Origin of the sequence: Denitromonas ohlonensis (genome assembly GCF_007625205.1) — a bacterium.
In the GTDB taxonomy this organism is placed as follows: Bacteria; Pseudomonadota; Gammaproteobacteria; order Burkholderiales; family Rhodocyclaceae; genus Nitrogeniibacter; species Nitrogeniibacter ohlonensis.
Genome location: NZ_VMNI01000007.1, coordinates 264,697 through 283,728, shown reverse-complemented (window position 1 = coordinate 283,728; position 19,032 = coordinate 264,697). Strand labels below are relative to the sequence as shown.

Annotated in this window: 21 protein-coding genes; 9 read left to right on the top strand and 12 right to left on the bottom strand. The window is 63.3% G+C overall.

Features of this window, described 5'->3' with window-relative positions:
- Positions 1 to 17 precede the first annotated feature (17 nt).
- Complete coding sequence (locus tag FHP89_RS08535) at positions 18 to 3,062, bottom strand: diguanylate cyclase (RefSeq protein ID WP_144173128.1); 3,045 nt, start codon at positions 3,060 to 3,062, stop codon at positions 18 to 20.
- Between the two features lie 89 nt (positions 3,063 to 3,151).
- A complete protein-coding gene (locus FHP89_RS08530; RefSeq protein ID WP_144173126.1) occupies positions 3,152 to 4,078 on the bottom strand; it encodes a LysR family transcriptional regulator in 927 nt (308 codons plus the stop codon).
- A 97-nt stretch (positions 4,079 to 4,175) separates the two neighbouring features.
- Between FHP89_RS08530 and FHP89_RS08525 the strand changes: the two genes are divergently transcribed.
- Positions 4,176 to 4,952: a ferredoxin--NADP reductase gene (locus tag FHP89_RS08525; protein WP_144173124.1), complete on the top strand. Its 777-nt coding sequence runs from the start codon at positions 4,176 to 4,178 to the stop codon at positions 4,950 to 4,952.
- A 180-nt stretch (positions 4,953 to 5,132) separates the two neighbouring features.
- On the opposite strand, the gene FHP89_RS08520 is transcribed toward FHP89_RS08525, so the two are convergent.
- Genes FHP89_RS08520 through FHP89_RS08510 form a run of 3 tightly spaced genes read right to left on the bottom strand, consistent with a single transcriptional unit; the run spans position 5,133 to position 7,873 of the window.
- Entirely contained in the window at positions 5,133 to 5,576 is a 444-nt protein-coding gene (locus tag FHP89_RS08520) for a hypothetical protein (protein WP_144173122.1), read from the bottom strand.
- Between the two features lie 12 nt (positions 5,577 to 5,588).
- Positions 5,589 to 6,965 carry a DNA repair protein RadA gene (gene radA / locus FHP89_RS08515; RefSeq protein ID WP_144173120.1) on the bottom strand — a complete coding sequence of 459 codons (1,377 nt, stop codon included), beginning with the start codon at positions 6,963 to 6,965 and terminating at the stop codon, positions 5,589 to 5,591.
- A 2-nt stretch (positions 6,966 to 6,967) separates the two neighbouring features.
- On the bottom strand, positions 6,968 to 7,873 hold the full coding sequence (locus FHP89_RS08510; RefSeq protein ID WP_144173117.1) for a LysR family transcriptional regulator: 906 nt from the start codon (positions 7,871 to 7,873) through the stop codon (positions 6,968 to 6,970).
- Between the two features lie 165 nt (positions 7,874 to 8,038).
- Here FHP89_RS08510 and lplT point away from each other — a divergent pair, with 165 nt between their 5' ends.
- Entirely contained in the window at positions 8,039 to 9,292 is a 1,254-nt protein-coding gene (gene lplT, locus FHP89_RS08505) for a lysophospholipid transporter LplT (protein WP_144173115.1), read from the top strand.
- 135 nt (positions 9,293 to 9,427) lie between these two features.
- On the opposite strand, the gene FHP89_RS08500 is transcribed toward lplT, so the two are convergent.
- From FHP89_RS08500 to FHP89_RS08470, 7 genes are all read right to left on the bottom strand, one after another.
- The gene (locus FHP89_RS08500; RefSeq protein ID WP_144173113.1) at positions 9,428 to 9,925 is read right to left on the bottom strand and encodes a TPM domain-containing protein; all 498 of its coding nucleotides are present in this window, start codon (positions 9,923 to 9,925) and stop codon (positions 9,428 to 9,430) included.
- On the bottom strand, positions 9,925 to 10,818 hold the full coding sequence (locus FHP89_RS08495; protein WP_260851526.1) for a TPM domain-containing protein: 894 nt from the start codon (positions 10,816 to 10,818) through the stop codon (positions 9,925 to 9,927). The genes FHP89_RS08500 and FHP89_RS08495 overlap by 1 nt, the downstream gene beginning before the upstream one ends.
- Positions 10,818 to 11,420, bottom strand: coding sequence for a LemA family protein (locus FHP89_RS08490; protein ID WP_144173111.1), 603 nt, complete (start codon positions 11,418 to 11,420; stop codon positions 10,818 to 10,820). Before FHP89_RS08490 ends, FHP89_RS08495 begins: the two co-directional genes overlap by 1 nt.
- A complete protein-coding gene (locus FHP89_RS08485) occupies positions 11,420 to 12,280 on the bottom strand; it encodes a uracil-DNA glycosylase (RefSeq protein WP_144173109.1) in 861 nt (286 codons plus the stop codon). Before FHP89_RS08485 ends, FHP89_RS08490 begins: the two co-directional genes overlap by 1 nt.
- Complete coding sequence (gene rimI / locus FHP89_RS08480) at positions 12,277 to 12,729, bottom strand: ribosomal protein S18-alanine N-acetyltransferase (protein ID WP_144173107.1); 453 nt, start codon at positions 12,727 to 12,729, stop codon at positions 12,277 to 12,279. Before rimI ends, FHP89_RS08485 begins: the two co-directional genes overlap by 4 nt.
- Positions 12,726 to 13,415 carry a tRNA (adenosine(37)-N6)-threonylcarbamoyltransferase complex dimerization subunit type 1 TsaB gene (gene tsaB, locus FHP89_RS08475; protein ID WP_144173104.1) on the bottom strand — a complete coding sequence of 230 codons (690 nt, stop codon included), beginning with the start codon at positions 13,413 to 13,415 and terminating at the stop codon, positions 12,726 to 12,728. The genes rimI and tsaB overlap by 4 nt, the downstream gene beginning before the upstream one ends.
- A gap of 121 nt (positions 13,416 to 13,536) precedes the next feature.
- Entirely contained in the window at positions 13,537 to 13,827 is a 291-nt protein-coding gene (locus tag FHP89_RS08470) for a hypothetical protein (RefSeq protein WP_144173102.1), read from the bottom strand.
- A gap of 197 nt (positions 13,828 to 14,024) precedes the next feature.
- Here FHP89_RS08470 and ompR point away from each other — a divergent pair, with 197 nt between their 5' ends.
- The 7 genes from ompR (at position 14,025) to FHP89_RS08435 (ending at position 18,992) form a co-directional block, all read left to right on the top strand.
- Entirely contained in the window at positions 14,025 to 14,768 is a 744-nt protein-coding gene (ompR, locus tag FHP89_RS08465) for an osmolarity response regulator transcription factor OmpR (RefSeq protein ID WP_144173100.1), read from the top strand.
- A 100-nt stretch (positions 14,769 to 14,868) separates the two neighbouring features.
- Complete coding sequence (locus FHP89_RS08460) at positions 14,869 to 16,194, top strand: ATP-binding protein (RefSeq protein ID WP_260851524.1); 1,326 nt, start codon at positions 14,869 to 14,871, stop codon at positions 16,192 to 16,194.
- 32 nt (positions 16,195 to 16,226) lie between these two features.
- A complete protein-coding gene (locus tag FHP89_RS08455; RefSeq protein WP_144173098.1) occupies positions 16,227 to 16,943 on the top strand; it encodes an MBL fold metallo-hydrolase in 717 nt (238 codons plus the stop codon).
- A gap of 61 nt (positions 16,944 to 17,004) precedes the next feature.
- Positions 17,005 to 17,616, top strand: coding sequence for a septation protein A (locus tag FHP89_RS08450; protein WP_144173095.1), 612 nt, complete (start codon positions 17,005 to 17,007; stop codon positions 17,614 to 17,616).
- Positions 17,616 to 17,915 (top strand): YciI family protein, encoded by a 300-nt coding sequence (locus FHP89_RS08445; protein WP_144173771.1) that lies wholly within the window; start codon positions 17,616 to 17,618, stop codon positions 17,913 to 17,915. The genes FHP89_RS08450 and FHP89_RS08445 overlap by 1 nt, the downstream gene beginning before the upstream one ends.
- Entirely contained in the window at positions 17,912 to 18,181 is a 270-nt protein-coding gene (locus FHP89_RS08440) for a BolA family protein (RefSeq protein ID WP_144173093.1), read from the top strand. The genes FHP89_RS08445 and FHP89_RS08440 overlap by 4 nt, the downstream gene beginning before the upstream one ends.
- Before the next feature lie 25 nt (positions 18,182 to 18,206).
- Positions 18,207 to 18,992: a peptidylprolyl isomerase gene (locus FHP89_RS08435; RefSeq protein ID WP_144173091.1), complete on the top strand. Its 786-nt coding sequence runs from the start codon at positions 18,207 to 18,209 to the stop codon at positions 18,990 to 18,992.
- Positions 18,993 to 19,032 lie beyond the last annotated feature (40 nt).

Below are 19,032 nucleotides of genomic sequence, written 5' to 3'. Positions count from 1 at the left end.
CGCCGACGCGCTTCGAGTCAATCGTCCGCCACGACGACCCGGTTCCGGCCGGCGGCCTTGGCGGCGTACAGCGCGTTGTCGGCCAGTTTGAGCAATGCGGTGGCATCGATGTCGTCCCCGGAGTCGACTGCCACACCCACTGAGAAGGTGCAGCGCGTAAAGCGCCGTGAGCCGGCGTGGAACACCTCGTCGGCAAAGTGCACCTGCAGTGCCTGCATGCGTTCACTGATTGTGTCACCCGACTGCTCGGGCATGATCACCACAAACTCTTCGCCGCCATAGCGGCACACCGTATCGCTACTTCGGAACCAGCGATTGAGCGCGTCGGCCATGCGCCGTAGCACTTCGTCGCCCACGTCGTGGCCGTAGGCGTCATTGATGGCCTTGAAGTGGTCGAGGTCGATCACGGTGCAAGCAAGCAAACTGCCATTGCGCCGCGCCCGTTTGACCTCGCGCGACAAGGCCTCTTCCATGTAGCGCCGGTTGTAGAGCTGGGTGAGCGGATCGCGCACCACCTGATCGCGCAAAATCTCACGCAAATTGAGGTTTGACAGCGCCAGGTTCACGCTCTCGGCCACCGCCCCCAACAGGCGCCGGATGTTGCGTCGCTGCAGCTCACTCATGTTTCCAAACGCCAGCGTGACCAAAGCGTGGGCACGCCCCTGAACCATGAGCGGAACGCACATGTACGGCCCGAGGGCCGGGTCGAGATGGGTGCACTTCACCAAGGCCTCGGTCGCCACTACTTCGTAGCTGCGACCCTGCCGAACGGCCCAGCACTCGTTGGGATGCACCAGACTGGCCATATCGGCGGCATCGCCCCAGCTCACCCAGTCCGCCAAATGACCATCGCGCTGACCAGGCACATGCGCCACGATGCGCCCCGAGGTCCCCGAAAAGATGCGCGCCATCGCCAGGCGCACCACCTCGGCCGCCTCATTGCGGTCATTGCAGGCCATCAACTGCTCATTGATTCGGTTCAGCTCAGTCAGTTCGCCGTCACGACGCTCGAGCGCGCCGACCATGTCCTGAAGCTGCTCATTGAACTGCCGCGCCTGTTCTGCCGACGCCACGCGATCGGTGATGTCGCGCAACAAGCCGACAAACAGCTTGCGATCGGCGAGCACCAGCTCGGACACGGTGAGCTCGACAGGAAACCGGCTGCCATCCTTCCTCAAGCCTTCAACCGTGCGATGAAAACCAATGGTATTTTTGCGCCCGGTGCGCCGATAGGTGTCGAGGTAGCCGTCGTGTGCGCTCTGAAAAGGTTCCGGCATCAACATGCTGACATTCCGGCCAACGAGCTCCAGCGGCGTCCAGCCGAAAATCCCGGTGACCGCCGGATTGGCCGAATCGATCACGCCAGACTCGTCGATAATCACGATGCCATCGACCACCGCCTGAAAAACCCCGCTCATTCGGGCATCGCTCTGACGCAGGATGGCTTCAATGCGCCGCCGCTCTTCGACCTCTCGCGTGAGTCTGGCCGTGGCTTCACCAATCTGGCGGGCCACTTCGACGCGCTGGCCACTGACCGTCAGCAAAAAACCATGCAGCAGTGCGAAAAAAATCGCGCTGCCGATCATAGCGATCCACAGCAAAGGCAGGCCATCGGCCGCATCAAACCTGGCATCGGAGGCCAGGCGCAGTTGCCATACCCGGTCGCCGACGGCAATGGTGTCGGTCAAGACAAAGCCATCGCTGACCGGTCGCAGTGCCGCTGGATACAAGCGGCCATTGCCCGCACCGTCGCTGGCGTCCGACAAGGACACGAACAGACCGGTCAGATCAAAATCGGCCACCACCGATGTCATCAAAGGCGTCAAACCCAGCACGCCCACGATCAAGCCCCCAAACACCGGGCCGCCCGCCGCGCCGGTGTCCTGGAAAACGGGCGACATCAGCAACATGACTTCTTCCGCCACGCGCGCATTGCTTGAAACCGGCATGGCCACGGGGCCAAGCACACGCAGCCCGGCGTCGGGTGCTTTCGAGATGGCATGCTCAAGCGTCGGAATCGAGGCCAGATCCACGCCAAGACGATAGGGACTGCGCTGCCGGGGCACCGAGAAATACACCGGGAAATGCACCTCGCGCGCACGCGCCGGCGTCACACTGCCCCCCACCTCATACTCACGAAATACAAACCCTGCCAACCCGTCGGCCTCGGCCAAGGTCTCGTAAGTCCGCCTGTCCTGACCCGCCACTTGCGGCACCCATTGCAAGGCCACCAGTCCCGGCGCGCGTTGCACGGCGGCGTCGGCCAAGCGATGGAAAGTACGCCGTGTCGGCGTCGCATCCACTTCGAGAAAACGATCCACTCCGTCGAGCGCAGCCATGACCTCGCCCACGCGATCCTGAAACCGGTGGCTGATCGCGGCCCCCACGGCCTCGAATCGCGCGGCTTGCCGCTGGTGCTCTACATCAAAGGCCACGCGATACAAAGCCAGCACCGCGAGCAGCACCGCGCCGGCCGGAATCACCAGCGACGCCAAGCGCGTGCGCAACGGCGCATCGCCGCGCCAGCTCAGGCTGAGCACGATCGGCAACACGGCGATCACCGCAAGCACTTGCGACAACCAGGCCGCGCCAAACGCGGCGGCGGGACTCACAAACAGCGGAAAATCGCCCAAATAGCGCAGCGCAAGGCGAAGCACCGCCCACGGCAAGGCGGCCAGTGCGCCGGCGAAAAAGAACACGCGCAGTGCATCGAATACATGGGTGAGCTGTTTCCAGCCGGGCACGAAACGTCGGGTCAATACCGCCCCGAGCAGGGCCTGAACATTGGCGCCAACAAGCCCGAACAGCGCGCCCACAAAGGCGTCCGAGCGAGGCAGCGAGCCGAGCAACGGGTCGCTGATCATGCCAAAAAACAGCGCGCCGACGGACACGCCGATAAGCGCCCAGGGGCCGCAGGCCAGCCAGCCGAGCAAGGCCACGACAGCGGGGAAGGCAATGGTGAGTTCGCCGGCCACCGGTCCGGGGAACATGCTCGCCAAGACGCCGGCCAACGCATAGACCATGGCCAACACCGGCTGTCGGATCCACTGAGACTCGATCACTGACCCTCCCTGGCAGTGCGCTCCCGAGTCGATTCTATCGCCAAAACGGGCCGTATTCGCACCCCAGCCACGGATGAAACAACAATGCGCTATGGCACAAAGGGGATGTCGATCGCGTCGCTACGCCCGGCATTCGCCGTCATGGCGCGGCACAGGGCCAGAAATTCGCGCATACCCGCGCTCTGGTATTTCTGCCGATGCCACACAAACTGAAAGCTACGCATCAAGTCCAGATCCGGCACCGCCAGCGGCACCAGCGAGCCCCGACGGAAGGCGTCGCGTAGCGCCAGTCGAGACAAACAGCCCACGCCCAAACCGAACTCAACGGCCCGTTTGATCGCCTCCGTGTGCTCCAGCGACAAGCGCACCCGCGGCGAATGCGGGGCGCGACGAAAGGCCTGCTCAAAGGTCGCCCGCGTGCCGCTGCCCGCCTCGCGCACGATCCACTCCACATCCCGCAGGTCATCCAGGCTCAGATCACCACGCCCCGCCAAGGGGTGCGTCGGCGCGCAGAACACCGCCAATTCATCCGCCACCCAAGTCTCTACCTCGAGATCCGGATGGCTACACGTGCCCTCGATCAAGCCCAGATCGAGTTCAAAAGCGGCCAGACGCTCGATGATTGAGGCCGTGTTGTGCACCTTCAGATCCACCCGGCTGTCTGGGTGATTCTGTAAGAAACGCGCCACCAGCAGCGTCGCAAGATAGTTACCGATCGTCAGCGTCGCCCCGATGCGCAGCCGGCCGTAGCCCTGCCGCCCTGCCAGCACATCTTCAATCGCCTGGCTGCGATCGAGCAGATCGGCCACCTGCGGCACCAACTGCTCACCCATGGTGTTCAGCCGCAACACCCGGCCGACGCGGTCGAACAGCAAGGTATCGAACTGCCGCTCCAGCTCACCGAGCGCCGAGCTGACGGCCGACTGCGACATCGACAGCCGCACGGCCGCGCGCGACACGCTGTCGGCCCGGGCCACCTCTAAAAACACCTGCAACTGACGGAGCGTGATTTTCATATCGACTCAATCGAACACATTCATCCAAATTATTCGCTTTATCGAACATAAACACCACCGTAAAGTCACATCAACCCAACGTGTCTGGAGTAAAAACATGAGCAACCTGGCCACCGAACGCGTCCTCAGCGTCCATCACTGGAACGAGAACCTGTTCAGCTTCCGCACCACCCGCGACCGCGGCCTGCGCTTCGAGAACGGCCAGTTCGTCATGATCGGCCTCGAAACCGAATCCCGCCCGCTGATCCGCGCCTACAGCATCGCCAGCCCCAACTATGAAGAGCACCTCGAGTTCTTCAGCATCAAGGTGCCCGACGGCCCGCTCACCTCGCGCCTGCAACACCTGCAGCCCGGCGACCCCATCGTGGTCAGCCGCAAGCCCACCGGCACCCTGGTGCTGCGCGACCTGCGCCCCGGTCGCAACCTGTATCTGCTGTCCACCGGCACCGGTCTGGCCCCGTTCATGAGCGTGATCCAGGACCCGGAAACCTACGAGCGCTTCGAAAAGGTGGTGCTGCTGCACGGCGTGCGCTGGACCTCTGAACTGGCCTACAGCGACTTCATCGAGAAAACGCTGCCAGCCAACGAATTCATCGGCGACGCGGTGCGCGAACAACTGGTGTACTACCCCACCGTCACCCGCGAGCCCTTCCGCAACAACGGCCGCATCACCGAGGTGATCCCCTCCGGCAAGCTTTTCACCGACACCGGCCTGCCGATCATCGACCCGGCCGTCGACCGCGCCATGATCTGCGGCAGCCCCGCCATGCTCGACGACTGCAGCAAGATGCTCGACCGCCTGGGCTTCGATATCTCGCCACGCACCGGAGAAACCGGCGACTACGTGATTGAACGGGCGTTTGTGGAGAAATAAAACGACGCAGCCGCGGTGTCCGGTTTGATCCGGACGCCGCGGCCGATTAACGGCGATTCGTAGCCCGGATGCAGCGAAGCGAAATCCGGGAGCGGTGCCTCGTTCAACCGTTGTCCCCAGATTCCGGCCTTGCAGGCCTGCATCCGGGCTACGCTTCCTTCGAGTGGCAGCACACCAGCATCAGTCAGGCACTGAAGTCCTAAACCTTCGAAGCGTCTGACGAAGCCGATACGCCTTGAATCCGCTCCAGCCGAACATCAGCACACCAATCCCGGAAACCAAGCGCAAGACAGTAAGACCCCAGCCGTCCCGCAGCAAAAGCGAGACTAGAAACAACGCGATCAGCATTGCGCAAAGCAACGCCTCTTGACGCGGTGATCTACCGGCAAACTCAAGGCTCCGACAGTTCAGAAAGGCAACCAGACTCTGCCAGTCGCCATGCCGCCGCATGGCAGCAACGATTTCCATGCCGTCAGCCATCGCGGGCTGCCCTTCCACTGACACGCCAAACTGGCGCGTCGGGCCGGACTCGAAGGAAAACAACGTCCGCAGGCGAGCGCCCCTGCCATGCTGGATTAATTGAACATCAAACACGCGATCCAACCGGATACGTTCCAAATACATTGTCACCTTCGTCTACCCGAGCCCCGACACCCGAGAAATCGCCTCCTCGACCCGATCCACCGCAATCACCTCGATCCCCTTCACCCCGCCTTTCGGCGCATTAGCCTTGGGCACGATGGCGTGGGTAAAACCGAGTTTGGCGGCTTCCTTGAGGCGCTCTTGCCCGCGCGGTGCGGGGCGGATTTCGCCGGCGAGGCCGACTTCGCCGAAGACGGCGAGTTGGGCGGGGAGCGGTTTGTTCTTGAGTGAGGAGACGATGGCCAGCAGCACCGCGAGGTCGGCGGCGGGCTCGGTGATCTTGACACCGCCGACGGCGTTGACGAACACGTCCTGGTCGGCGCACTGGATGCCAGCGTGGCGATGGGCAACGGCGAGGAGCATGGCGAGGCGGTTTTGCTCCAGGCCAACACTCAGACGGCGCGGGCTGGGCGCGTGGCTGTTGTCGACCAGGGCTTGCACTTCAACCAGCAGCGGGCGCGTGCCTTCTTGCGTGACCAGCACACAGGCGCCGGCGACGGGCTGGCTGTGCTGGGAGAGGAAAATGGCCGAGGGGTTGGAGACCGGGCGCAGGCCGCGGTCGGTCATGGCGAAGACGCCAAGTTCGTTGACCGCGCCGAAGCGGTTCTTGAAGGCGCGCACCAAGCGGAAGCTGGAGTGGGTGTCGCCTTCGAAATAGAGCACGGTGTCGACCATGTGTTCGAGCACGCGCGGGCCGGCGAGGCTGCCGTCTTTGGTGACATGCCCCACAAGGATGAGGCTGGTGCCGCTCTGTTTGGCGAAGCGGGTGAGCTGAGCGGCGCATTCGCGCACTTGGGTGACCGAGCCGGGGGCGGAGCTGTAGGCGTCGGAGTACAGCGTCTGGATCGAGTCGATGACGGCGATGCGCGGGCGGGCGGCGGCGAGCGTGCCGAGGATGGCTTCGAGGCCGATCTCGGGCAGTAACTGCAGGCCTTCGGTGGGCAGTTGCAGGCGCTGGGCGCGCAGGGCGACCTGATCGGCGGATTCTTCACCGCTCACGTAAATCACTTTGTGATGCGGCGCGAGCACGGCCAAGGCCTGCAGCAAGAGCGTGGATTTTCCGATGCCGGGGTCGCCGCCGATCAGCACCACCCCGCCCGCCACCAGCCCGCCGCCGAGCACGCGATCGAACTCGCCGATGCCGGTGGCGATGCGCGGCTCTTCGCGCGGTTCGATCTCTGATAACGCACGCAAGCCGCTGGTGGTGCCGGCCAGCGCAGCGAAGCGGTTCGGGCCGCTGCTCGATTCGGCGACGGTCTCGACGATGGTGTTCCACTGGCCGCAGTGCGGACACTGCCCCTGCCAGCGCGGGGTACTGCCGCCGCACTCGTTGCAGACGAAGCTGCTGCGTGATTTTGCTTTGGTGGCCATGTTTAGCGTTGCGCGCCGGCGGCGAGTTGCTCGGCGGCGAATTCGGCAAAAGTGGTGATCAGGCGCGAACGGAATTTGTCTTTGGGGAAGATGACTTCCAGCGGCGTGTAGAGCTTGGGCACCAGCGGCACGGCGGCAATACGGCCGTCACCGATGTCACGCTGAATGGCAGCATGCGAGGCGATACCGAAACCAAAACCTTCGGCAGCGAGCTGTTTGACCGCGGCCAGCGAGCCCAACTCGGCAGCAATACTCACCTCTTCCATAGCGATGCCTGCGGCTTCAAAGTATTGGTCGGCCAGGTCGCGGATGGCGTTGCCCGGTTCGCGCGTAATGAAGGGATGCGGCAGCAACTGGGAGGCCGTCAGCGAGGTCTCGCGGGCGAGCGGATGGTTTGGGCTGCAGATGACCATCAGCTCGTCCTGCGCGGCACCTCGTCGCTCGAGCGACGGATCATCAGTGACGATTTCGATCAGCCCGAGGTCGAGATCGCGGTTGGCCACTCGCCCTGCCACCGTGCTGGAGTTGCCGACGCTGACGCGCGGAATCACGCGCGGAAACTGGCGCTTGAAGCCTTCGAGAATTTTCGGCAGCCAGTAGGCGGCAATGGTGGTGCTGGTGCCGATATTGAGCGTGCCGGACAACTCGTCGGTCAGCTCCGCCACGCGGGATTCCATCTCTTCATTGAGGCCGAGGATTTTTTCGGCGTAGTTGTGCACGATTTCGCCGGCCGGCGTCAGCGTCGCGTAGCCGTGACCGCGCTCGAGCAAGCGGGTATTGAAGTGCTCTTCGAGCTGCTTGATCTGGAAGGTCACCGCGGGTTGCGTCATGAAAAGACGCTCCGCGGCGCGGGTGAAGGAGCCGTGTTTCACAACGGCATTGAAAACTTGCAGGCGACGATCGGCCATGATTGATAAACCGCGTTTATTGACATCCGCATTTCACCACAGATTCGGCCTCGCTGCTCTGCCATGCCCGATTCGTCACAGCCTTGATCTGACCCGGTCACGCCGTCACCGCGGTCATGGTATAAACCGACCTTCGTCAATCCTGCGCCCCGCCAAAATAAAACGATGAATCGCGGCTTCTATATCATCATGGCGGCACAGTTTTTTTCGGCGCTGGCCGACAATGCACTGTTGATTGCGTCCATCGGCCTGCTCCGCGACATGCAGGCACCGCAGGAATACGAACCGCTACTCAAGCTGTTCTTCACCGTCTCATACGTCGCTCTGGCCGCCTTTGTGGGTGCCTTTGCTGACTCCATGCCCAAGTGGCGGGTCATGCTCGTCGCCAACACCATCAAGATCGGCGGCTGCGCCATGATGGTGCTCGGTGCCCATCCGCTGTTTGCCTACGCCGTGGTCGGACTCGGCGCCGCGGCCTACTCACCCGCCAAATACGGCATCCTCACCGAATACCTGCCCCACCGCTTGCTGGTGGTGGCCAACGGCTGGATCGAAGGGCTCACCGTGGGGGCCATCATCCTCGGCACGGTCATCGGTGGCGCGCTGATCCGGGATGATGTCAGCCTGTTTCTCCAAAGCCTGCCGCTGCCCTTCGGCAATGGCCCCTTCCAGGCAGCGCTGATGATCGTCGGTGTGATCTACCTGATCGCGGCCATTTTCAATCTGTTCATTCCCGACACCGGCGTCGACCACAAGACGCTCAAGAAGAACCCGATCTACCTGCTGCACGACTTCAATCACTGCCTCAAGCTGCTGTGGCGCGACAAGCTCGGCCAGATTTCGCTGGCGGTCACCACACTGTTCTGGGGTGCCGGCGCGACGCTGCAGTTCATTGTGTACAAGTGGGCCGAGCACGCACTGGGGATGGATCTGTCCAGCGCCACCATGCTGCAAGGCGTGGTCGCCATCGGTGTGGCGGTGGGCGCTGTGCTGGCGGCGCGCTATGTGACGCTGCGCAAATCGGTGCGGGTGATTCCGATGGGGATCGGCATGGGTTTGATGGTGCTGGTGATGACCCTGGTCACCAACGAGACCATCGCCATTGTGCTGCTCATTCTGATTGGTGGACTGGCGGGCTTCTTTGTTGTGCCGATGAACGCCCTGCTCCAGCACCGCGGGCACATCCTGATGGGCGCCGGCCACTCGATCGCAGTGCAGAACTTCAATGAAAACCTGTCGATTCTGGTCATGACCGGCGTCTACGCCCTGCTGATCATGTGGGGCGTATCGATCAACACCGTGATCATCCTGTTCGGTCTGTTCGTGGCCGGCACCATGTATCTGGTGCAAAAAGCCCACCACGCCAATCAGCGCATCTCCGACGACGTGGCGCACCTGGACGATTCGACGACGCATTGATTGCCGGCCGGCCGAGCCGCATCGACCTCGGAGTTTCGTAGGGTGGTCAGCTTTGCTGCCCACCATCATCGTTTCCGACTCGCATCGCTTGGTGGGCAGCAAGCTGACCACCCTACGCCTGACGCCAAGGCCGCGCTACAAGATCACCGGTCGATTCGGCAGTTCGTTCGGATTGCCATCGGTCTTCGGAAAATGCGTGGCGATCAAGTCACCAATGGCTGATACCGCCGCCGCGCAACCGGTCGCGTAGTCGCCCTCGCGAAAGCGTGCTTCGAGTGTCCGGCAGATCGCTTGCCATTGTTCCGGCGGTACATGCCGGGAAATGCCGCGGTCGGCGACGATCTCGACCGCGTGATCGGCGTACTGGATGTACACCAGCACCCCGGTATTTTCCTCGGTATCCCAGATCCCCAGCGACGCAAACGCGTCCAGCGCTCGCTGGCGTGGGCTGACGCCACGCCACAGATCGGCCAGGTCCAGCCCGCCCTCAATGGCAAAACCGATCTCACCCCGATGCGCCGATTCAGAGGCGCGAATCGCCGACTCGACCTGCGCCAGCAAGGGCTCGGGGAAGCGACGTTTCACCTGCCAGGTCGGAATCATCAGATGGCGAAGCATGCGTTTAAAATCCATCACCAGCCTCCCGAGGCGCCGCCGCCGCTGAATCCACCGCCGCCGCCGCTAAAGCCACCGCCGCCCGACGACCAACCGCCGCCACGACTGCCGAAGCCGCCACCGTGGCCGGAGCCGGTCGTCCAGGGTCCGCCGCCGCGACCACTGCCCAGCAGAATCACCGCAAGCGCGGCGATGATCGCGCCCACGCCACCGAGGGTCAGCGCGCTGGTGCTCAAAAACCACCAGAGCCCACCGCCCACCGCGCCAACGCCAGCCCCCACGAGGCGACCAAAGATAGAGCGCAGGATCGGCGCGGCAATGAACGCGACAAAGACCGTCTGCACCAGCAAATCGAGCACACCGTCCACGCTGACGGGGGCTTGACGGGGTGGCGGCAGGGGTTCGCCCTGAATGCGCGCCAGAATCGCGTCGACACCATCGGAGAGGCCATCGGCAAATCGACCTTCGCGAAAGGCGGGTGAAATGCGTTCGGCGATGATGCGTTTGGCGATGGCGTCGGGAATCACACCCTCCAGCCCGCGGCCGACTTCAATGCGCAGTTTGCGATCATTCTTGGCGACCAGCAGCAGCACGCCGTCATCAATGTCATCGCGCCCGAGTTGCCAGGCATCGACCACCCGGATGCTGTATTGCTCGATGGCTTCAGGCTGCGTGGTCGGCACGATCAGTACCGCAATCTGGCTGCCCTTGGTCTGTTCAAATGCCGCCAGACGCTGCTCGAGCGTGTCGCGCTCGGTGCCGGTGAGTGAATCGGTCAGGTCGGTGACGCGGGCTTCGAGCGCCGGGATCGCTTGCAAGGCCTGCGCCATACCAAGGCGCGGCAGCATGGCAAAGCACAGCAGGCATAGCCACAGCGCGAGCGCAACGCGCCCGCCCGTTCGCCTCTGCATTACTGCTTGCCGTTACCGAACTGGACCGCGGGCGGTTGGGCGATGGCCTCGGGGTTCTCAACCGCGAAACTGGCTTTGGGCGAATAGCCCATCACCATGGCGGTGAGGTTGTTCGGGAAGGTCCGCACCGAGATGTTGTAGGTCTGCACCGATTCGATGAAGCGGTTGCGCGCGACGGTCACACGGTTTTCGGTGCCTTCGAGCTGGGCCTGCAAATCGCGGAAGCTGGCGTCCGCCTTGAGGTCGGGGTAACGCTCGACGACCACCATCAGCCGCGACAGCGCACCACTGAGACCGGCCTGTGCCTGTTGGAAGTTGGCCATGGCGGCCGGATCGTTCAGCAGCTCCGGCGTGGCCTTGATGCTGCCCACGCCCGCGCGGGCCTCGGTCACCTGGGTGAGGACTTCCTTTTCGTGGTCGGCATAGCCCTTGACCACATTCACCAGATTGGGAATCAGGTCGGCGCGACGCTTGTACTGGTTGAGCACTTCGGCCCAGGCCGCGGTCACCTTCTCGTCATTGATCTGAATCTGGTTGTAGCCACAGCCCGACAGCAGGCTGGCTGACACGGCAAGAAGGGCCAACAGGCGAACGAATTTCATCAAGCGTCTCCATTTCCGGATGAGCGATCCCGCATCTGGCGACGGGCAAAGCACAGGTCTTCCCAGGCTTTGGCTTTGTCGAGGGGGTTTCGCAGCAAATAGGCCGGGTGGTAGGTCACCACCACCGGGATACCGTGGTAATCAAAACATCGCCCGCGCGCTGAAGCAATACGAATGTCGGTATTTAACAAAGCTTGTGCCGCCGGCCGGCCCAGCACGACAATCAGCCGCGGCTTGATCAGCGCGATCTGACGGGCAAGATACGGCGCGCATGCGGCCAGCTCTGACGCGTCGATCGGTCGGTTCATGGGCGGACGGCATTTCACGGCGTTGGTGAGATAGACGTTCTCACCGCGCGCCAGGCCAATCGCGCTGAGCATGGCGTCGAGCAGCTTGCCCGCCTTGCCCACAAACGGCTCACCCCGCGCGTCTTCTTCTGCGCCCGGGCCTTCGCCCACAATCAGCCAGTCCGCCTGGCGATCGCCGACGCCTGGCACGGCTTGTGTGCGCTGCTCGCACAAGCTGCAATCGCGGCAGCTCTGGATGGTTTGAGTCAGCGCGTCCCAGTCGAGATCGCCAGCACGTGCCGTGTTCTCACGCGACGCCGCCGGCACGGATGCGGGCGTTGCGTCCGTGGCGGCGTTGGCTTCTCTCGCCATCGACAACATCTCGGACGAAAGACGACGAGGCGCAGCATCGGGTGCAGCGCTGGGCGCGGCCTTGGGCGTGCTGTGTTCGGGGGGCGCGTCGACCTCGACCTCAGGCAGCTCGACCTCAGGCAGCTCAGCCTCCGGCGCGTCGCGCAGCCGCCAGATCGGCCCCAGGCCCATCTCGCGGAGAATCGACTCGCGCACACTCATGGCGCCACCCGCATCACCAGCGCGTCTTCCCGACCATTTTCAGCCGGGTAATAGCCCTTGCGACGACCGATGCTGGCAAAGCCCGCCTTCTCGTACACCGCGCGCGCGGCCAGATTGGAGGGGCGGACTTCGAGAAAAAACTGGGTCACGCCACGGTGACGCAACGCGTGGCGCAGAAAGTCGAGCAGCGCCGCCCCAACGCCGCGCCCCTGTGCCGAGCGCACTACGCTGAAATTGAGCAAGTGCGCCTCATCCACAATTTGCATCACGACGGCGTAGGCAATGGGTACATCGCCTTCCGCCATGATCCAGCAGCTATAGCCGGCGCTGAGCGAATCTTCGAAATTGCCCCGCGTCCAGGGAAACGGATAAAGCGCCGGCTCGTGCCGCAGCACCCAGTCCAGATCGTCCTCGGCCATGGGCCGATACGAGAACGCCGCCGCACTCATGCCTTGCCGCCTTGGGCGAGGCGCTCGGCGACGGTCTGCGCAACCTTGTCGCGCACATAGCGCGGCCCCACCTGAGCGGCGTCCATGGCCGGCGTGTGCGCCAATGACTGCGCCGCCAGACGAACCAGCGCACCCGCCTCGGGCACTGCCATCGCGTTCAGCACCGTCAGGCGCGCTTCATTCGGCAGCAGTTTTTCCGCGTAGCTGCCGAACGCGCTGCCGACACCGGCCCATTCGCCATGCTCGGGCAGCGTCACCGCCTCGGGGGGCAAACACGCCGGTTCGGTCACCGCGACATAGCCGGCGTCACCGCGTTCATAGGCCGCAAAATAGGTTTCGCCCATGCGTGCATCGGTCGCCACCAGTACACGCGCGGCGGTCTGCGCGGCGGCAATCAGGTCGAGACTGCACACCGGCACGATGCCCAGATTGGCTGCCAGCGCGAAGCCCTGCGCCACGCTGCAGCCAAGGCGCAAACTGGTGAAAGCGCCCGGCCCGACGCCCAGCGCGATGGCGTCGAGCGATGACAGCGACAGCCCGTGCTCGGCCAGCAGCTCGAGCACCGCGGGAATGATCTGATCCGATGGGGTCGCGCCGCCCTCGACCCACCGCTGGTGGACCTGGTCGTCGATCAGGACGGCGACGCTGACGCGTTCGCAAGAAGATTCAATGCCGAGGAGTTTCATCGAGACCGGATTGTACCCGCGCCGTCGGCAAGGGGCAGCATCGATCGGCACGAACCGGCATGCTTCGGGGCGGAAAAACGGAAAGTCGTCGAGGACCGGGGGCGCCCGCCCTCACGGACAATCAGGGACGCTGACGCTGGCGCTTGCCGTAGGCCTTGCGGATGGCCTCGTCGATATCGCGCCGCATTTCGAGGCGCTCGGCATCACTCAACTGGCGACGCTCGGGGCGATCAGCATCGGCAGAGATGTGCGCGAACTGGCTCACGGACGCACGGATGTCCGCCCGCCAGGCGCGATTCTGGTCGTTCAGTATTTGACGCGAAGAAATACCATTGTCATCACTCTGAGCCATCGCGATGCCGCTCATTGCCAACACGGCAACAAACAACGAACACTGGCGCAACCGGTTCATGAATGAATGATCAGGCATGGGAGACATGGCACACATTGAACGACACTGTCTAGATAGCCGGATTTTATCCAGCAACCAAGCGACATGTAAGGCAATATTGCGCACAATGGTAGAACTTACGAACGGTTACGCTTGTTTCCCCGCCAAGTGGGCCACCACGCTGGTTTCGAATCGCGGGTGCCGATACGATTCACGCCATGACAACACTCAATGCTTCCAAACAGCGCTGCCGGGTATTGGTGGTCGACGATGATGCCCGCCTGCGTGACCTGCTTTCACGTTATTTATCCGAACAAGGCTATGCCGTCAAAGCCGTCGTTGACAGCGCCGGCCTCGACCGGGCACTGCACCGCGAACACTACGACCTGATCGTGCTCGACCTGATGCTGCCGGGCGAAGACGGGCTGTCGATCTGCCGGCGTTTGCGCTCGGCCGAAAACAACACGCCCATCATCATGCTCACTGCCAAGGGCGATGATGTCGACCGCATTCTCGGCCTTGAAATGGGCGCTGACGATTACCTGCCCAAACCCTTCAATCCGCGCGAACTGGTGGCCCGCATTCAAGCCGTGATGCGCCGCCAGCCCCAGCAACTGCCGGGCGCCCCCGCGCTGGACGACGAAACCGTCAGCTTCGGATCGGTCACCATCGACTTGTCGACCCGCACGCTGACCCGAGACGGCGAAGAAATCGCCCTCACCACGGGCGAGTTTTCCCTGCTCAAGGTGCTGGTGCAACACCCGCGCCAGCCGCTGTCGCGCGACAAACTGATGGAACTGGCGCGCGGGCGCGAATACGGCGTGTTTGATCGCGCCATTGACGTCCAGATATCCCGACTGCGAAAACTGGTCGAAGAAGACGCCGGCAAGCCGCGTTACATCCAGACGGTGTGGGGCTTCGGCTACGTCTTTGTGCCGGACGGCGCCAAGTCCGCCAACTAGGGATCCCACCATTTCCCGCGTTCACAACGGCTCGAGCGAGAAAAAACAGGGGCCGGCCCGCACGAACACGGCCGCAACCCCGGCGTCGCAGCGATGGTTTTTGCCCCGCTCACTGCTTTGGCAAACCTTCGCCTTGCTGGCCGTCATGCTGGTGCTCGCCTTCGCAGCCTGGTCACAGATCGTCCGCCATTTCGAACAAGAACCCCGCGCGCGCGACCTGGCTCAGATGGTCGTCAGCATCGTCAATCTGACCCGCACCGCCCTGGTTAACGCCGAGTCTGCGCGTCGCCTCGAAATGCTCATCGATCTCACCGCGCTCGAAGGCATCCGAGTCTATCCGGCCGAGGACGACGACACACTGACGCCCTTGCCGGACACCCGCCCGATCACGCTTCTGACGAGCGAAATCCGCCGGCAGCTCGGCCCGGGCACCCGCTTTGCAGGCAGCTGGGAAGGGCTCACCGGTTTCTGGGTAAGTTTTCGACTCGACCCGCAAGACCCCGACGAATACTGGGTGATGCTGCCACGCGAGCGCATTCAACGGCCCCGCGCACTCGAATGGCTGGGCTGGGGCGGCGTGATCATGGGCATCGCCCTGCTCGGCGCCTATTTGATCGTGTTCCGTATCGGCCGGCCCCTGCGCCTGATTGCGCAGGCCGCACGCACGGTCGGTCAAGGCAAGTATCCGCCGCCGCTGCCAGCCGGCGGCCCAGGCGAAATTGCCGAAGTCGCGGTCGCCTTCAACCAGATGTCCGGCGATCTGGCCCGGCTCGAGAGCGACCGCGCGATCATTCTCGCCGGCGTCTCGCACGATCTGCGCACCCCGCTGGCCCGCTTGCGCCTCGGCGTCGAGATGAGTGGCGCACCCAACGACGAGGTGCGGGCCATGGTCAGCGACATCGAAGAAATGGACCGCGTGATCGGCCAGTTCGTCGACTACGGCCGCAGCGAGCCTCAGCCGCCCGAAACCGTCAAACTTGCCCAACTGATTTCCGACATCACCGAGGCCTATCGATTGCGCGGTCTGGACATCCAGCTCGATCTCGACAGCGCCGCGGCAATCCGTGTTCGGCCCATTGCCTTCCGGCGCGCCCTGCGCAACCTGATCGACAACGCAGAGCGTTATGGCGGAAAAGCACAAACGATCACCGTCTCCACGCACTCAGCGGGCGATCACTGGAAAATCTCCGTCACCGACCAAGGCCCCGGCGTGCCGGAATCGGCCTTCGAAACCCTCAAGCGCCCTTTCGTCCGGCTCGACGAAGCGCGCAGCAACCCGCAAGGCGCCGGCCTGGGCCTGGCCATTGTCGACCGCTTTGCCCGCGCGCACGACGGACGGCTTGACTTGTCCAATCACCCGGACGGAGGCCTGATTGCCACCCTCACCCTGCCGGGGACCAACGCGCCTGTCATGACTTCGGGCTAGAATCAGAGTTCGCGTATTCGAGGGTCGATCTCATGAGCATCGTATTCCGCCAGCTCTTCGATGAAGACAGCTGCACCTACACCTATCTGCTAGCCGACGCGCTCACGGCCGACGCCGTCCTGATCGACACGGTGCGCGAACATGTCGGCGGTTACCTGTCGCTGCTGCAGGAGCATGGCCTGCAACTTCGCTGGGTGCTCGAAACCCATGTCCACGCCGACCACATCACCGGCGCCGCCGCGCTCAAGGAACACACCGGCGCGCGCACGGTCACCAGCGCAGAAGGCGGCGCAGAATGTGCCGACGTCCGGGCAACCGAAAACACCCTCATCGCCTTTGGCGAAGAGCTGATTCGCGTCATTCCCACGCCCGGGCACACCCCGGGCTGCGTGACCTACCGCTGGCGCGATCGCATCTTTACCGGCGACGCCCTGCTGATCGGAGGGTGTGGTCGCACCGACTTCCAGGGCGGCGACGCTGGCACCCTCTACGACAGCGTGACTGGCCGCCTGTTTACGCTGCCCGCTGAAACACTGGTCTATCCGGGGCATGACTACAAAGGCCAGCGCGTCTCCTGCATTGGCCAGGAGCGCGACACCAACCCGCGCCTCGCCAACACCTCGCGCGACGCTTTTCTGGACACCATGGCCAATCTCAAATTACCGCCACCGCGCCAGATCGACACCGCACTGCCTGCCAACGAAGCCTGCGGTCGAACGACGGAACTGATTGATCTTCAGGGCGTCTGAACACTTTGCAAAGCCCCTGCGCCCAGACGGCGCCAGACCGAAACCGATATAATCGCCGCCCATGAAAGTACTTTTTGACCTTCTCCCCGTTCTGCTGTTCTTCGCGGCCTACAAAATCGCCGGCATGAACGAGATGGCCGCGGCCGACTTGGCCACTGCCATGCTCGGCACCGAGATCGGCATCAAGCAAGCGCCCATCCTGCTCGCCACCGCAGTGACCATTCTCGCCACCTTCGGCCAGATCGGATGGCTCAAGCTACGTCGCCGGAAAGTCGACACCATGCTGTGGGTGACGCTGGGCCTGGTCACGCTGCTGGGCGGCGCCACACTGGTCTTCCACGACCCGGTGTTCATCAAATGGAAACCCACCGCGGTGTACTGGCTATTCGCCATCTCCCTGCTGGCATCGGCCATGCTGTTTGGCAAAAATCTGATCCGATCTGTTCTCGAAGCGCAAATGAGCTTGCCCGACCGCATCTGGAGCCGTCTCAACGCCGCCTGGGCGGGCTTCTTTGTCCTGATGGGCGTGCTGAACCTGTATGTCGCTTTCAGTTTCACCGAAGAAACCTGGGTCAATTTCAAACTGTTTGGCGGCATGGGTTTAATGCTGCTGTTTGTCATCGGGCAGGGCATGTACCTGTCCCGCCATGTTGAAGAGGAACCCCAACAATGATGTTCTACGCCCTGATCGGCGAAGACGCCCCGGGCACGCTTGACACCCGCCTGGCCGTGCGTGCGGCCCACCTCGCGCGTCTCAATGCACTCAAGGATGAAGGCCGTCTGCTGCTGGCCGGCCCCTGCCCCGCCATCGACTCGCCCGACCCCGGCCCCGCGGGTTTCTCCGGCAGCCTGATCGTCGCCGAATTTGCCTCACTGGCCGACGCCGAAGCCTGGATGGCCGCCGACCCCTATGTCACCGAAGGCGTGTTTGCGCGCACCACCGCCAAACCCTTCAAGAAGGTGCTGCCGTGAGCAACACGCTGGCCCAGATCGAAACACGCCTCACCGACGCCCTCGCGCCGATGTCATTGCATATCGACGATGAATCAGCGCAACATGCCGGCCACGCTGGCGCCCGCGACGGCGGCGGCCACTACCGTGTCGACATCGTCTCGGCGGCGTTTACCGGTAAAAACACCGTGGCTCGCCACCGACTCATCTACTCGGCGCTGGGCGACCTGATGCCGCGTGCCATTCACGCGCTGGCCATTCGCGCCAGCGCACCCGAAGAACTCTGACTCCCGCCAACAAGGAAATTTCTGCATGAACCTGTTTTCCAAGAAGCTGCTCGTCGTGCTGATTGCCGGCGCAGCTGCCCAAGTCGCCCTCGCTGCCGGCCCGGTCGCCACCGTCAACGGCACGGCCATCCCCCAGGGACACGCCGACGCACTGATCACCGAGCAAACCGCCAAAGGCACGCCGGACAACGAACAACTGCGCGGTGCCGTGCGCGAAGAACTGGTTCGCCGCGAAATTCTGTTCCAGGCTGCCCAGAAAGATGGTCTGGACAAGACCCCCGAGGTCACCACCCAGATCGAGCTGGCCCGCAAGGCCGTCGTGATTCGTGCCTACCTGCAAGACTTCGTGGCCAAGAACCCGGTCACTGATGCCGACGTACGCAAGGCCTATGACGAAATCAAGGGCCGTCTGGGCGACACCGAGTACCACGCACGTCACATCCTGGTTGACGACGAAGCCGAAGCCCGCGCCATCATCGCCAAGATCAACAAGGGCGAAAAGTTCGACGACCTGGCCAAAGCCCACTCGAAGGACCCCGGCTCCAAAGACAAGGGCGGCGATCTGGGCTGGAACAACCCCGCCACCTTCGTTCCCCAGTTCTCGGACGCCATGGTCAAGCTCGAAAAGGGCAAGATGACGCCCGCACCGATCAAGACCAACTTCGGCTATCACATCATCAAGCTGGACGACACCCGCAAGATGGCCGCCCCCGAGTTTGATCAGGTCTCGCCGCAGCTCAAGCAACGCCTGCAGGCTCAGACGCTGGAGCAGCACATCCTGCAACTGCGCACCTCCGCCGACGTCAAGTAAGGCAGCGAGAGTAAAAAAATGGGGAGCCTCGGCTCCCCAT